Origin of the sequence: Mesorhizobium sp. M1348, assembly GCF_040317925.1 — a bacterium.
GTDB lineage: Bacteria > Pseudomonadota > Alphaproteobacteria > Rhizobiales > Rhizobiaceae > Mesorhizobium.
Window position 1 is genome coordinate 290,163 of the sequence record NZ_JAMYLH010000004.1, and the last position, 13,642, is coordinate 303,804.

The window sequence follows — 13,642 nt, forward strand, 5'->3', positions numbered from 1 at the left end:
ATGCTCCATCAGCGGCGCTCTCCCGTTCCCAGTGGTGTCGCCGGGATCCGTTCCGGCACACGGCCATAGGCGTGCGGGAGCGAGCATGTCTTGAGCTGAGGCAACACCTTGGTGCCGAAATGACGCGCCTCGTCGAGATGCGGGTAGCCGGAAAAGATGAAGGCGCGGATCCCCATCTTCATATACGCCTCGATTTCCGACAGAACCTGATCGGTCGAGCCCACCAGCGCCGCGCCACAGCCAGAGCGCGCCCGCCCGACGCCCGTCCACAGATGCGGCTCGACATAACCTTCGGCATCGGCGATCTGGCGGTTCCTGGCCTGGTGCGATACGCCGAGCGATCGGGCGTCGAGCGCGCGCTCGCGGATCGCCCTGCCCTGCTCGTCGTCCAGCCTCGAAACCAGCTCCCGGGCATATTCCTTTGCCTCGGCCTCGGTATCGCGCACGATCATGTGGACGCGCAGGCCGTAATCGAGCGTCCGCCCATGACGCTCGGCGCGCTGGTGGACGGCTCTCATGCGGCCGGCGAGCTCCTCCCTGGTTTCCGGCCACATCAGGTAGACGTCGCACTGTTCGGCGCAAAGCTCGAGCGCGTCGGGCGAATAACCGCCGAAATAGAGCAGCGGGCCGCCATTCTGCTGATAAGGCTTCGCCGGCGCCGTCGAGAGCCCTTTATAGCGATAGACCTCGCCCTCGAAATCGATGCTGTCGCTGGTCCAGGCCTGGCGCAGTATCTGCACCACCTCGCGCGAACGCTGATAGCGGTAGGCGCTGTCGGCTGTCTCGCCCGGAAAGTCCGACGAAATAATGTTCACCGTCAGCCGGCCTTCCAGCATGTGGTCCAGCGTGGCAATCGTGCGCGCCAGCATGATCGGCTGCATCTCGCCGCAGCGCACAGCGGCAAGCAGATTGATCTTCGACGTGATCGGCGCGCAGCCGGCAACGAAGCTCAGCGTGTCCTGGCCGACCTGATAGGACGACGGACACAAGATGTTGCGGAAACCGAGTTCCTCGGACGTTTTCACGATCTCGGAGCAATGCGCCCAGCTTGAGCGCAGCGCGCCGTGCGGCACGCCGAGATACCGATAGTCATCCGAGCAGAGTGCGGCGAACCACGAGACTTCGGCTGCGTCGAGGTCCGGCGAAGTGATTGGGACGATGCTCATTGCCACTCTTCAGAAAAGACGTCCGGGCCACTCTTCAATGACGTCCGGAGCTGCGAATAGGGCTTGCGTAGCATTCGTTTTTGTGTAGATCAATACTGTATCAATTTTTTGCGGCCAAACCCGAAACCGGGATGCGATTGGAGCACCGGATGCATTTGACAAGGGCGGACCCCGGCCACCGGTCCAGCCAGATGCGCGGCCCCTTGCCTGTGCACCTGCAGACCAGCGAAATGCTGATCCGCGAAATCGCGGCCGGACGGCTGGCCGACGGGGCGCGGCTGCCGCCCGAGCGAGAGATGGCCGCGAGCCTGGGGATTGCCGTCGGCACGCTCAGGCGCGCGCTTGCCGATTTGACGGAAAAGGGGCTTCTCGATCGCATCCAGGGCTCGGGCAATTATGTGCGGGCGCGCGGCGAGTTGCTCGGGATCTATGCCTTCTTTCGCCTGGAGCGCATCGGCGGTGGCGGCCTGCCGAGCGCCGACGTGCTATCCATCGAGCGGCTGCCCAAGCCCGCCGACCTGCCGCAATTCGGCAGCGCCGGCGAAGCCCACCGTATACGCCGGCTGCGGCGGCTCGACGGCGAGCCGGCCGCGGTCGAAGAGATCTGGCTCGACGCCAGCCGCGCCGAGCGGCTCAAGCGCGAGGACTTGTCGGAATCCCTCTATCTCCACTACCGGCTCGCGCTCGGCTTTTCGATCGTTCGCGCCGAAGACCATGTCGCCGTCGCGCCCGCGCCGGACTGGGCCCCCCTCGAGTTCAGGCCACCGCCGGGGACGGTTGTGGGTTTCATTGAACGTATCGCCTGGGCTGGCGACGGCGCCAGCGCGGAATATTCCCGCAGCTGGTTCGATCCGGGCGCGGCGCGGTACGTCACGCGTTTCAGATAGGCCGGAGGAAGTCGCAGCGTGACCAGATCATCGATCGGCTACGGCATCATCGGCTGCGGCATGATGGGCCGCGAGCACATCCGCAACATCGCCCTGTTGCCCGACGCGCATGTGGCAGCGATCTTCGAGCCGGACCCCGGCATGTTGGCAGCATCGCTGGCGACGGCGTCGGGCGCGCGATCGGCGGCGTCGATCGCCGAACTGCTGGCCATGGACGAGGTGGACTGCGTCTTGATTGCCAGCCCCAACCACCATCACCTCAGTCAGATGGAGGAGATCGCCGCACTTCGACCGCTGCCGGTGCTGGTGGAAAAACCGCCCTTCACCGAGGCCGCCGACGAGGGGCGGATCGCGGCGTTGAAAGCTCGGCTTCCGCTCGTCTGGGTGGCCATGGAATATCGCTATATGCCTCCCGTCGCCGCATTCGTCGAGCAGGCCCGCCACGCCACCGGCGGCATCCGCATGCTGACGGTCCGCGAGCACCGCTTCCCGTTTCTGACGAAGGTCGGCGACTGGAACCGGTTCAACCGCAACACCGGCGGCACGTTCGTCGAGAAGTGCTGCCACTTCTTCGATCTGATGCGGTTGATACTCGGATCCGACCCCGTCCGCGTGATGGCGAGCGCTGGACAGGCCGTAAACCATCTCGACGAACGCTATGGCGGTGAGAGGCCGGATATCGTTGACCATGGCTATGTGCTGGCTGATTTCGCGAGCGGCGCGCGCGCCATGCTGGAACTGTGCATGTTTGCCCAGGGCAGCCGCTACCAGGAGGAACTCTGCGCTGTCGGCGGCGACGGAAAGATCGAATGTCTGGTGCCCGGACCAGGCCGTTTCTGGCCGACCCACCTTGGCCCTGCGCCAGTGCCCCAGTTGATCGTCAGCCCGCGCAATCCGCCTGGACCACGCCTGCTGGAGATTCCCGTCGACCCCCGGCTGCTCGAGGCAGGCGACCATAATGGTTCGACCTATTTCGAGCACGCCCGCTTCACCGCTGCGGTGCGCGGGCAAGGCAAAGTGGAAGTGACCTTGCAAGACGGCTGGTGGGCCGTCGTCATGGGCCTCGCCGCCGAGAGATCGGCCCGCGAAGGCCGCGCCATCGAACTCGCCGGTGAATTCGCTTTGCCGACCTAGGCCGACCACGCATTCACCGGACCACCGAGTCAGATGCGCCGACCAGTTTCGGCGTCGAACAGATGCGCACATGCGCGGTCGATCTCGATCCGCACCCCTTCGCCTTGCTTCAGCGCAAGCCTTTCTCGGAAAAGGCAGGAGATTTCTTCACCGGAGCAGTCGACCCTGGCGAAGATTTCCGAGCCTGTCGCCTCGAGAAGCGTGACCGTGCCCGGCATACCTTGTCCCGTCGCCCGGATATGTTCCGGGCGAATGCCGTAGACGAGTTCGCGTCCTGCGGCATCCGCCGGCTGGGCGCCTTCCGGCAACGGCAGGACCAACCCGCCGGCGCTGCGAAACACGCCCTCCTCGATGCGGCCGGCAATGAAGTTCATGGCGGGCGAGCCGATAAACCCGGCAACGAAGAGATTGGCCGGATGGTCATAGAGGTCCAGCGGCGCGCCGATCTGCTCGACCAGGCCGTCATGCAGCACGACGATCTTGTCGGCCATCGTCATCGCCTCGATCTGGTCGTGCGTGACATAGATCGTCGTGGTACCCAGCCGCTGGTGCAGGGCCTTGATCTCACCGCGCATCTGGACGCGCAACTTGGCGTCGAGGTTGGAGAGCGGCTCGTCGAACAGGAAAACCTGCGGGTCGCGTACGATCGCGCGACCCATGGCGACGCGCTGGCGCTGGCCGCCCGAAAGCTGGCGCGGATAGCGGTCAAGCAGCTTTTCCAGGCCGAGGATGCCGGCTGCCTTCCTGACCCGGCCAGCGGTATCGGTCGGGTCGGCTTTCTTGATCTTCAGGGCAAAGCCCATATTGTCGGCCACAGTCATGTGCGGATAGAGCGCATAATTCTGGAACACCATGGCGATGTTCCGGTCCCGTGCCCGCAGATTGTTGACCATACGCTCGCCGATGGCGATCTTCCCGCCGGAGATCGTCTCAAGGCCTGCGATCATGCGCAGCAGCGTCGATTTTCCGCATCCCGACGGACCGACCAGGATGACGAACTCGCCGTCGGCGATATCGACGCTGACGTCGTGAATGATCTTGGTGGCCCCGAAGGCCTTCTGCACGTTGTTGATCGTTACCGATGCCATTGGATCTTTCCTGGAAAAGAGTGATGTCAGGGCGCGCCCCTCAGCCGCCCTTGACGGCGCCGGCGGTCAGCCCCGCGACGATCTGCCTTTGCGCGAACATGGTCAGGATCAGCACCGGCAGGGTCACCACCAGCGCCGCCGCGGCGAGCGGCCCCCAGCTCACCTGCTCGTAGGACAGCATGTTGTAGACGGCGACCGGCAGGGTGCGCGTCTCACGGCTGGCGAGCACCACGCCGAAGACGAAATTGTTCCACGAGAAGATCACGGACAGGATGAACGCGACGACGATGCCCGGCTTGGCGATGGGCAGGGCAACCAGCCGGAAAACCTGCCAGGAGCTGGCGCCGTCGATGTTGGCCGCCTCTTCCAGTTCCATCGGCGTGGTCTCGAAATAGCCGATCATCACCCACACCACGATCGGCACCGTCACCACCAGATGGATGATGATCTGCGGCCACAGCGTGCCGAGTATCCCGATCCATTGGAACAGCAGAAACAGCGGGATGAGATAGGATAGCCCAGGCGTCATGCGGGCGATCATGATGACGACCGCCGATCGTTCAGCCTTGAGCCGTGCGATGCCATAGCCGGCCGGTACGCCGATCAGCAGCGCCAGCAAGGTCGCCGTGCCGGTCACCAGAACCGAATTCCAGAGATAGAGCAGGAAATTGTTCTCCTCGAACACCTTTACATAGTTCGACCAGGCGAAACGTTCCGGGATCAGGATCGGCGGATAGGCACCGTTGTCGATCTCGAATTTCAGCGACAGCGAGATCATCCAGAGGAAGAACAGGATCGCCGGCGAGACGAAAACCAGGGCAGCGAAAAACAGACCGATCTGGTTGAGTAGCCGTGAACTCATCTATTTGCCCTCCGTATCGATCCACTGCGAGCGTTGGCGCAGCATCAGCAGCACGAAGGACAGGGCCACGATGACAATGAAGAACACCACGGCCATGGCCGAGCCGTAGCCGATATCGTAGTAGGAGAAGGCGGTGTTGTAGAGATAGATGTTGATGGTCTCCGACGCCGTGCCCGGGCCGCCCTGGGTCATCGCGTAGATGATGTCGAAACTCTTCAAGGCATCGATGGTGCGGATGATGACCGCGATCATCAGGAACGGTGCGATCATCGGCAGAGTGAGATAGCGGAATTGCTGCCAGGCATTGGCGCCGTCGATCTCGGCGCTTTCGAAGGGCTCGCGCGGCACCGAGGCCAGCCCGCCAAGCACGATCAGCATGACCAGCGGCGTCCACTGCCAGGTCTCGACCGCAACAAGCGACGGGATGACCGTGTTGGCGTTGAATATCCATTCCTGAGCCGGGATGCCGACCAGCGACAGCAGGTAGTTGAGCACGCCGAGCTGAGGATGGAACATCATGGTCCAGACCAGTGCCACGGCAACGGGCGTTGCCATCATCGGCATGACGAAGACGCCGCGCAGCAAGCCGCGCAGCGGAAACCTGGCATCGAAGATCACGGCGGCCAGAGTGCCCAGGAGCATCGGCGCTGCAACCGAGAGGAAGGTGTAGGTCAATGTATGAACAAGGGATTCCCAGAACCGTGGGTCGCTGGCCAGGCGGAGATAGTTTTCCATCCCGGCAAAGCTCCGCGACTGGCCGAGCGTCCAGCGATTGACGCTCATCCACAGGGTGAAAGCCCAGGGGAAAACGATGACGGCGCCGACGACGACGAGTGCGGGGACAACGAAGGGCCAGTAGTTGGGAGCCAGCCGGATCGTCTGGCTCCCGTCGATAACCGGCATCGTCACCCCGGTCTGTTCTGGGGTGGTGGCTGACATCAGCCCTGCTCGCTCCTGTCGAGAACCGGCTGGAACTGCTCAGTGGCCTTCTTCAGCTCCGCGGCGGGATCGGCGCCGGCAATCATGTTGGTCAGCGCCACGCCATAGATGTCGCGGAATTCGGTGACGGGGATGATGACCGGCAGCGCCAGCCGGCTGATATTGCCCGAGCCGACCACGGCATCGAGCCAGCTTGCCGGCATGGTGACGCCTTCGCGCACCTTGGGATCCTCCAGCACGGATTTGCGGAATGGAACGCCGGCGCCGGCCTGCAACAGCCGCGCGCCCAGGGCTGGCGATACCGCCCACTGGCAGAACAGATAGGCGGCCTCCTTCTTCTCGCTGGCGGCGGTAACGCCAATCCCGTCGCCGAAGGTACCCGAGGCATGCGCCTTGGGACCCTTGGGCATGACGCCGTAACCGACCTTGCCGACCACTCTCGATTTTTCCGGATTTTCCATCGGCGGGGCAAAGCCCACGCCGTCGAGCCACATGCCGATTTTGCCTTGCAGGAAGGCAGACTGTGCTTCGGCCCAATTGAACCCGGTGACGCCCGGAGGGGCGGACTTGGTCATCAATCTTTGATAGAGCGCGGCAGCCTCGATCGCCTCGGGAGCCTCGGTGCGCAGCTTGCCCTTGTCATCGAGCGGCGTCATGTCGTAGCCGAGCATCAGCGACGTCCACACTGGCGTGTTTGCGTTCTTGAGCCCGCGGGCGACGAAGCCGTATGTATTGGTCGACGGGTCGGTCAGCGCTTCGGCGGCGGCCACCAGTTGCTCGAAGGTCTCGGGGTATTTGAGGCCCTTGGCCTCGAACAGCTCCTTATTCCAATAGAGGATCCAGTAGTCCACCGAGAAGGGTAGTGAGCGCAGCACGCCCTGGCCGTCCTTGGCAAACAGCATGCCGGCTTCGGCGAAGTCGCTTTCGATCAGCGCCGGGTCGGTGAGCGACGGATCGGCGAGATAGCCGGCGATGTCGGCCAGCCAGCCACCCTTCTCGAACTGGCGCTTCTGCACGTGGTAGCTCAGATGCACGACATCGAAGCTCGGCTTGCCCGAGCTCAGCTCGATCACCGTCTTCTGGCGCTGCTGCTGCTCGGGCGTGGCCTCGGCATTGACCTTGATGCCGGTCAGTTCCTCGAACTCGGCGAGATATTTCAGGATGGTGTCGCTGCGCGGGCTTTTCACCAGATTGACGTCAAGCGTCGTCCCGGCAAAGCGTTTCCAGTCGAGGCCTGCGGCAAGGCCGGGGCGAAGCCCCACAAGGCCGGCAGCGGTGAGCGCCGCGGTTCCGGCAAGGAATTGCCTCCTGGTTGGGTTGAACAGATTGGACGACATTTCTTCCTCCCGGTTGCTGTCGTTGTGGATGCGTCGCGAACCGCGGCGCGGCTATATTTCCTCAGATCTGGAGCGCCAGCCGGCGCGCATTGTCGATATGCAGACTGATCGCTTCAACCGCTTTTTGCGGATTGCGGCTCTCCATGGCTTCGATGACCGCCAAATGTTCGCGCATCACCGGCACCACACGTCCGTCGATGCGGAAACGCTCCTGGTGGATCAGCCGGATTTTCACCGAGTTGACCAGATAGGCCTTGGCGATAATCTCGTTGCCGAGCGCATTGATGAAGGTATCGTGCATCGCCCAGTCGATGTTCTGGGCCTTGGCTTCCATTTCCGGCGTCGGCGCCTGTCCCAGAGCTTGCGCCAGCATCTCCTCATGTTCGCGCCGCATGCGGGCAAGTTCGGCGTCAGAAGCGCTGGTCGTGAATAGCGCCACTGCCTCGCGTTCCATGAACAACCGAAACTGAAACGCCTCGCGTATCAGATTGATATCGATATGCGCGATCTGCATGCCGCGCTGCGGGATGGTGGTCAGCAGTCCCTCGGCCTCGAGACGCGGGACGATCTCGCGAATGGCACCCAGCGGCAGTCCGGTGAAAGCGACCAGTTCGCGCTGTGACACGAACTGCCCCGGCCGCAGATCGCGGGCCAGCAAATGCCGCGTGAAGCTAGCATAGGCTTTCTCCCGGAGAGTGATCGGTTCGCTGCCGTCTTCCACTTCAGCTCGCTTCCTTGTCGGTCAGCCCGGCCTTGTCGGTCAGGCCGCCTCTGTCGCAAACAGCCTGTTGTAGGCAGCAGCAAGCTGCCGCTGTCCTTGCGGGCCGATCGCCTCCAGGGGCGGGCGGACCGCCAGCCAGCGCTCGTCGCCGGTCTTGCGCGCGACCATGACCTTCACCGCCGGCGTGACCGGGTATTTGAGCAATTCGAGCACGAAGTCCTCGACGCGTGGGTCGTCGCGGCCGTCTTCGACCATTGCGCCGATTTCGCCGGTAACAAAATTAGCCATGCCGGAAATCGCACCCTGTCCGCCGCGGCGTACGCTTCTCGCCAGATGCCGTTCGTCGCCGATGAGGATCACCAGATCGCCGTGCGCTTCAAGCAGCGCCTCACTGTAGCTCCAGTCCCCGCCGGAATCCTTCACCCCGGCCACTACAGCGGGAAAGGCGGTGCGCAGCCGGCCAATCAGCCCAAGCGGGAGCGGCACCATGGTGACTGAGGGGATGTTATAGAGCAGCACGTCGCGCGCCAGCGGACCGAGTGCGGCGAAAACGGCGGAAAACCATCCGAACAGCCCGTCCTCGCCGACATTCTTGAAGTAGCTCGGCGGAGCGAGCAGAATGTTGCGAACGCCGCGCTGCAAAGCGTGCCGGGCCTGATCGGCGGCATCTTCGGCTGCATCGACCAGCACTGCGGCGACGAGCTGATGTGCCGGAATACCGGCCGCCAGCATGGCCTCGGTGACGATCCGCCGCTCGTCGGTGCCGACCGAGGCTCCTTCGCCGGTGGTGCCGAACAGCGTCGCGCTGCTGCAGCCGGCGCCAAGGCAGGTTCGGGCATGCGCGATCATCGGCGCGAGTGCTATCTGCCCCGACGGATCGAAGGGTGTGGTTAGGGCAACCGAAAGACCAAAGCGGGAAGCCAATGCGATCTCCGTTGAAATCAATGTGCACGTAGCGTTAGCACGCTAACATGTCAGATGTAAACTGGTGATCTTGCCAACTCGGCATCGCCGAACGGCGCTGCCGCGGGAGCGCCATCGCCGATCATTTTCCGCTGCTCGAACATCACGTATGCAGCTGTCCCCGAGCCTCTGCGGGATTGGCTGGACGAGGCAGCCTAAGCTCGATCAGTGGCGACGAGGTGGCCGTCGCCAACATCTTTGAGCTTGAGTTTCCGGGGCTCCTCACCGATGCGCCGCACAGCGCTTGGAATTTCGCTGTCCAAACGGGCGAACCGGGCGCGCCGGCGGCCTGGATCGGGAACCGGAACGGCTTCGATCAGCCGCTTTGTGTAAGGATGGCGCGGGTTGGAGAAGATCTGGTCGCGGGTGCCCATCTCGACGATCTGCCCCAGATACATTACCGCCACGCGATCGGAGATGTTCTCCACCACTGCCATGTCGTGCGAGATGAAGAGATATGCGACGCCGAATTCGCGCTGCAGCTCCTTCAGCAACCTTAACACGCGCGCCTGCACCGACACGTCGAGGGCAGAAACGCTTTCGTCGGCAATGATCAGCTTCGGTCGCAGCGCCAGCGCCCGTGCAATGCAGATTCGCTGGCGCTGCCCGCCGGAGAATTCGTGGGGATAGCGCTCCATCTGGTCAGCGGAGAGGCCGACACGTTCGAACAGTGCGGCGATCTGGGCGTGCCGCTGCTCTCTGTCGCCGATGCCGTGGATCAGCAGAGGCTCGGCGACGAGATCGCCTACTCGCATGCGCGGATCGAGGGACGCGAAGGGATCCTGAAAGATCATCTGCACATTGCGGCGTACAGCCTTGCGCTCCTTTCGACTGAGCGCCGACAGGTCGTGGCCGCCGATTGAAATGCTGCCGGTGTAGGGCACCAGCCCGGCGATCGCCTTGGCCGTCGTCGACTTGCCGCAGCCCGATTCGCCGACCAGCGACAGGGTTTCGTGCGGGGCGATCGAGAAACTGACGCCTTCGACCGCGTGCACCCTGCGGTCAACGCGGCCGAAGAAGCCGCCGTGCAGGTCGAAACGGACGTGAAGATCGCTGACAGATACAAGCTCGGCCGGCATGTTGGCGGCATCTTGTCGGTCTTCGGCCTTCCGTCCGCCGCCGATGCGCGGCACGGCGGCCAGAAGCTCGCGCGTATAGTCGGCCTGCGGGCGGGTGAAGATGTCGGTCGCCCTGCCCTGCTCGACCATCCGGCCATCGCGCATGATGATGACGCGGTCCGCCATTTCGGCGACGACGCCCATGTCGTGCGTGATCAGGATAACGCTGGTGCCGTGCCCGCGCTGCAGGTCGCGCAGCAGCTCCAGCACCTCGCCCTGAACCGTGACGTCGAGGGCGGTCGTCGGTTCATCGGCGATCAGCACATCCGGGTTCAGGGCCAGAGCCATGGCAATCATCACGCGCTGGCGCATGCCCCCTGAGAGTTCGTGCGGATAGTTCTCGAGCCGCCGTTCGGCATCCGGAATTCGTACTGCCTTCAGCGCCTCGAGCGCCCTCAGCCGCGAGTAGGAGCGCGACAGCGAGGTGTGTGCCTCGATCGCCTCCGTGAGCTGACGGCCGATGGAAAGAACCGGATTGAGCGATGTCATCGGTTCCTGAAAGATCATGGCAATGCGGTCGCCGCGGATGCGGCGCATACCGCTCTCGCTGAGAGCCGCGAGATCCTGATCGCCGAGCCGGATGGAGCCTGATCTGATGCGTGCCGCCGGCTGCGGCAGCAAGGCCATGATGGCCAGCGCCGTCATCGACTTGCCGGAACCGGACTCGCCGGCGATGCAAAGCGTTTCGCCGCGCATCAGGCCGAATGTGAGGTCGGAAACGACGTCGCGCTCGCCCTCCTCGCCGCGTACGGCGACGCTCAGACCTGAGACGCTGAGTACCGGCCTGACGGAGCCACTCTCCGCAGCGGCCTGCCCGGATCGTTTGATGTCCTCCACCTTCATTCAAAGACGCAGCGGGGGAAGTAGAAAGAAACCACCCAATTGGGCATGTCCACGATCTCGCTGATGCGCAGGTCGCCGCAAACCGACACGAGCATATAGGCGTCTACCGGATCCATGCGGTAGCGGCCGGAGAGCAGGTCGATCATCTGCGAGACGGCGCTCCTGGCGCCGTCCATGAGATCCGGCCCGATACCGGTTGTCACCTCATAGCCCTTGGCGTCGAGATGTCGCGACACCGGACCGGGCGTTGTGAAACGCGGCGTCCGCAGCCGGGCATCCTTGACCAGATCGAGCGTCAGCACGGCGTTCATGGGGCTCTCGATCGCCGTGCCGCAGACCTCGCCGTCTCCTTGCGCGGCGTGCGTGTCGCCGACCGAGAACAACGCTCCCGCGACTTCTACGGGAAGGTAGAGCACCGTGCCGGCAGCAAGATCGCGTATGTCCAGATTGCCGCCCACGCGCCGCGGCGGGACCACCGAATGCAGACCCGGCTCAGCCGGGGCATTGCCGATGGTGCCGGCGAAGGGCTTGAGCGGCACCCGGCCGCTCTTGCCGAACAGCGCCGGTTCGAGCGAGGCGGCGTCGTACTTCCAGATATTCAGTGCCGGTTGAGTGAAGTCATCCGCCAACAGACCGAATCCCGGGATATTCGCCGTCCAACCGAAGCCGGACGGCTTGAACGCCTCGATGGTGATTTTCAGGGCATCGCCCGGCTCTGCCCCGTCGACATAGATTGGCCCAGTAACCGGGTTCACCTTGGCGAAGTCGAGCAAAGCAACATCGTCGACGGTGCTCTCCATCGTCAGCTGCCCGCCGGACGAGTCCAGGCACTGGAACTCGATCGTCGACCCTGGCGCGACCCGTTCGGTCGGGACAAAGGAATTGTCCCAGCCGAAATGATGGTGGCGCCCGTGGATGGTGTAGTCGCAGTTATTGCACATCGGTCACATACACATTGTCGTAGTTGATCGGGATGTGGACCGGGTCGACATAGAGTTGTCGGCGCCACCCATGCGGGCCGATTTCATGGTGAAACGCTGCTCGTTGAACACCGGTGCCCAGGGCGCGTCTTCCATGATCTTGCCGTAGATCTCGCTCCACATCTTGGCGCGTTCGCCAGCCTTGGCCGGGTCGACGATGGAGTCGGCTTCGGCTGCCTTGGCGTCGAGCTCCTTGTTGCAATACCACGACCAATTCCAGCCGCCTGGGACGGCACCAGCGCAACCGAGGATCGGGCCGTAGAAGTTCGACGGATCGGGGAAGTCGGCGATCCAGGCCATGCCGCCGGACCAGATCATCGGCGCGCCGGACTTGTCGCCGCCGGCGGCGATGACGTTGGCCTGCGCGAGCGACTGGATGCTGGCCTTGATGCCGACCGCCGCCAGATCCTGCTGAATGGCCTGCGCGATGCGCGGGTTGGGATCGGTGTTCATGGCAAACAGCTGCGTGTCAAATCCGTCGAGATGCCCGGCCTCGGCAAGCAAGGCCTTGGCCTTGGCCACGTCATAGGGATAGCCCTTGAATTCCTTGTCATAGCCGGGCATCGACGGCGGCAACGGCTGATTGGCCGGCACCGCACGGTTGTTGATCAACTGGACGATGCGGTCCTTGTTGATCGCCATGTTGACCGCCTGCCGCACCTTCACATTGTCGAAGGGCGCCATGGTGGTATTCATGGTGATATAGCCGGTGTGCAACTGGCCGCCCTCGACGACACGGGCCTTCTGCTCGGGATCGGCCATCACCTCCTGGAATTTCGCTGGCGGAATGCCGTCGCCGGGAACGTCGATCTCGCCTTTCTGCAGCCGCAGCAGCGCCACTATCGGCTCCTGGCCGATCTCAAAGGTGATCTTGTCGAGATGCGGCAGGCCCTTGTGCCAGTAATCCGGGTTGCGCTCGAAAACTACGCGCTGGCCGAGCCTCCATTCGGCGAGCTTGAAGGCGCCGGTGCCGACCGGATGTTTGCCGAAGTCCGCGCCGTATTTTTCGACCTCTTCCTTCGGCACGACATGCGAGAAGTTGATCGCCATGACATGCAGGAAGGTGGCGTCGGCCGGGTCAGCTCGAACTTGATCGTGTAGGGATCGACGACGGTTATGCCCGCCAGGCTTTCCGCCTTGCCGGCAGCGACGTCGTCATAGCCTTTGATCGAGCCGAAGAAGCCGGCACCCGGGCTCTGTGTCTTTGGATTGGTGACCCGGTCGAGCGAATATTTCACATCGTCGGCGGTCATCTCGCGGCCATTGTGGAACTTCACTCCGTGGCGCAGCTTGAAGGTGAAGGTCTTGCCGTCGGGCGCAATCTCGTAGCTCTCGGCAAGGTCGGGCCGCAGGTTGGTGGTGCCCGGCTCGTAGTCCATCAGCCCGTCGAACAGGCTCTTGATCATCGACCAGTTCTGCCAGTCATAGCCGATGGCCGGATCGAGCGTGGCGACGTCGTCCTTATAGGTGATGGTGATCGCGCCGCCCTGCTTGGCATTCGGATCGACGGCGCCTTCGGCGCGTACGCTTGTCATGCCAAGCACCAGCGCAAGCGCCGATGCCGCCACGGTCGATATCAGATATTTTCCCATGTCATGTTCCCT

11 protein-coding genes and 1 pseudogene are annotated in these 13,642 nt (G+C 63.4%); 2 read left to right on the plus strand and 10 right to left on the minus strand.

From position 1 onward, the window contains the following. Positions 1-8: 8 nt before the first annotated feature. Positions 9-1,166 carry an LLM class flavin-dependent oxidoreductase gene (locus NKH13_RS10320; protein ID WP_352716495.1) on the minus strand — a complete coding sequence of 386 codons (1,158 nt, stop codon included), beginning with the start codon at positions 1,164-1,166 and terminating at the stop codon, positions 9-11. 230 nt (positions 1,167-1,396) lie between these two features. Between NKH13_RS10320 and NKH13_RS10325 the strand changes: the two genes are divergently transcribed. Both NKH13_RS10325 and NKH13_RS10330 read left to right on the plus strand, forming a co-directional pair. Next, a complete protein-coding gene (locus tag NKH13_RS10325; protein WP_352716494.1) occupies positions 1,397-2,053 on the plus strand; it encodes a GntR family transcriptional regulator in 657 nt (218 codons plus the stop codon). 60 nt (positions 2,054-2,113) lie between these two features. Continuing rightward, positions 2,114-3,187, plus strand: a complete 1,074-nt coding sequence (locus NKH13_RS10330; RefSeq protein ID WP_502908387.1) for a Gfo/Idh/MocA family protein — start codon at positions 2,114-2,116, stop codon at positions 3,185-3,187. Positions 3,188-3,216: 29 nt separating this feature from the next. Here NKH13_RS10330 and NKH13_RS10335 read toward each other — a convergent pair whose 3' ends face one another. The 9 genes and pseudogenes from NKH13_RS10335 to NKH13_RS10375 form a co-directional block, all read right to left on the minus strand. After that, positions 3,217-4,275, minus strand: coding sequence for an ABC transporter ATP-binding protein (locus tag NKH13_RS10335; RefSeq protein WP_352716491.1), 1,059 nt, complete (start codon positions 4,273-4,275; stop codon positions 3,217-3,219). A gap of 40 nt (positions 4,276-4,315) precedes the next feature. Continuing rightward, complete coding sequence (locus NKH13_RS10340; protein WP_023674179.1) at positions 4,316-5,137, minus strand: carbohydrate ABC transporter permease; 822 nt, start codon at positions 5,135-5,137, stop codon at positions 4,316-4,318. Next, complete coding sequence (locus NKH13_RS10345; RefSeq protein WP_352912467.1) at positions 5,138-6,040, minus strand: carbohydrate ABC transporter permease; 903 nt, start codon at positions 6,038-6,040, stop codon at positions 5,138-5,140. Positions 6,041-6,075: 35 nt separating this feature from the next. After that, positions 6,076-7,413, minus strand: a complete 1,338-nt coding sequence (locus NKH13_RS10350; protein WP_352912444.1) for an extracellular solute-binding protein — start codon at positions 7,411-7,413, stop codon at positions 6,076-6,078. 61 nt (positions 7,414-7,474) lie between these two features. Continuing rightward, positions 7,475-8,134, minus strand: coding sequence for a GntR family transcriptional regulator (locus NKH13_RS10355; protein WP_023674176.1), 660 nt, complete (start codon positions 8,132-8,134; stop codon positions 7,475-7,477). Between the two features lie 39 nt (positions 8,135-8,173). Next, positions 8,174-9,058, minus strand: coding sequence for a dihydrodipicolinate synthase family protein (locus NKH13_RS10360; RefSeq protein WP_352716487.1), 885 nt, complete (start codon positions 9,056-9,058; stop codon positions 8,174-8,176). 194 nt (positions 9,059-9,252) lie between these two features. After that, positions 9,253-11,058, minus strand: coding sequence for an ABC transporter ATP-binding protein (locus tag NKH13_RS10365; protein ID WP_352716485.1), 1,806 nt, complete (start codon positions 11,056-11,058; stop codon positions 9,253-9,255). Beyond that, positions 11,055-11,999 (minus strand): acetamidase/formamidase family protein, encoded by a 945-nt coding sequence (locus NKH13_RS10370; RefSeq protein WP_352716483.1) that lies wholly within the window; start codon positions 11,997-11,999, stop codon positions 11,055-11,057. Before NKH13_RS10370 ends, NKH13_RS10365 begins: the two co-directional genes overlap by 4 nt. Then, a pseudogene (locus NKH13_RS10375) lies at positions 11,989-13,630 on the minus strand (ABC transporter substrate-binding protein). Before NKH13_RS10375 ends, NKH13_RS10370 begins: the two are co-directional and overlap by 11 nt. Positions 13,631-13,642: the final 12 nt, after the last annotated feature.

Excerpts from the sequence above, each read along its gene's own strand:
- NKH13_RS10320 (WP_352716495.1), bottom strand. The coding sequence starts at position 1,166 with ATGAGCATCGTCCCAATCACTTCGCCGGACCTCGACGCAGCCGAAGTC.
- NKH13_RS10325 (WP_352716494.1), top strand. The coding sequence starts at position 1,397 with ATGCTGATCCGCGAAATCGCGGCCGGACGGCTGGCCGACGGGGCGCGG.
- NKH13_RS10330 (WP_502908387.1), top strand. The coding sequence starts at position 2,114 with ATGATGGGCCGCGAGCACATCCGCAACATCGCCCTGTTGCCCGACGCG.
- NKH13_RS10335 (WP_352716491.1), bottom strand. The coding sequence starts at position 4,275 with ATGGCATCGGTAACGATCAACAACGTGCAGAAGGCCTTCGGGGCCACC.
- NKH13_RS10340 (WP_023674179.1), bottom strand. The coding sequence starts at position 5,137 with ATGAGTTCACGGCTACTCAACCAGATCGGTCTGTTTTTCGCTGCCCTG.
- NKH13_RS10345 (WP_352912467.1), bottom strand. The coding sequence starts at position 6,040 with ATGCCGGTTATCGACGGGAGCCAGACGATCCGGCTGGCTCCCAACTAC.
- NKH13_RS10350 (WP_352912444.1), bottom strand. The coding sequence starts at position 7,413 with ATGTCGTCCAATCTGTTCAACCCAACCAGGAGGCAATTCCTTGCCGGA.
- NKH13_RS10365 (WP_352716485.1), bottom strand. The coding sequence starts at position 11,058 with ATGAAGGTGGAGGACATCAAACGATCCGGGCAGGCCGCTGCGGAGAGT.
- NKH13_RS10370 (WP_352716483.1), bottom strand. The coding sequence starts at position 11,999 with ATGTGCAATAACTGCGACTACACCATCCACGGGCGCCACCATCATTTC.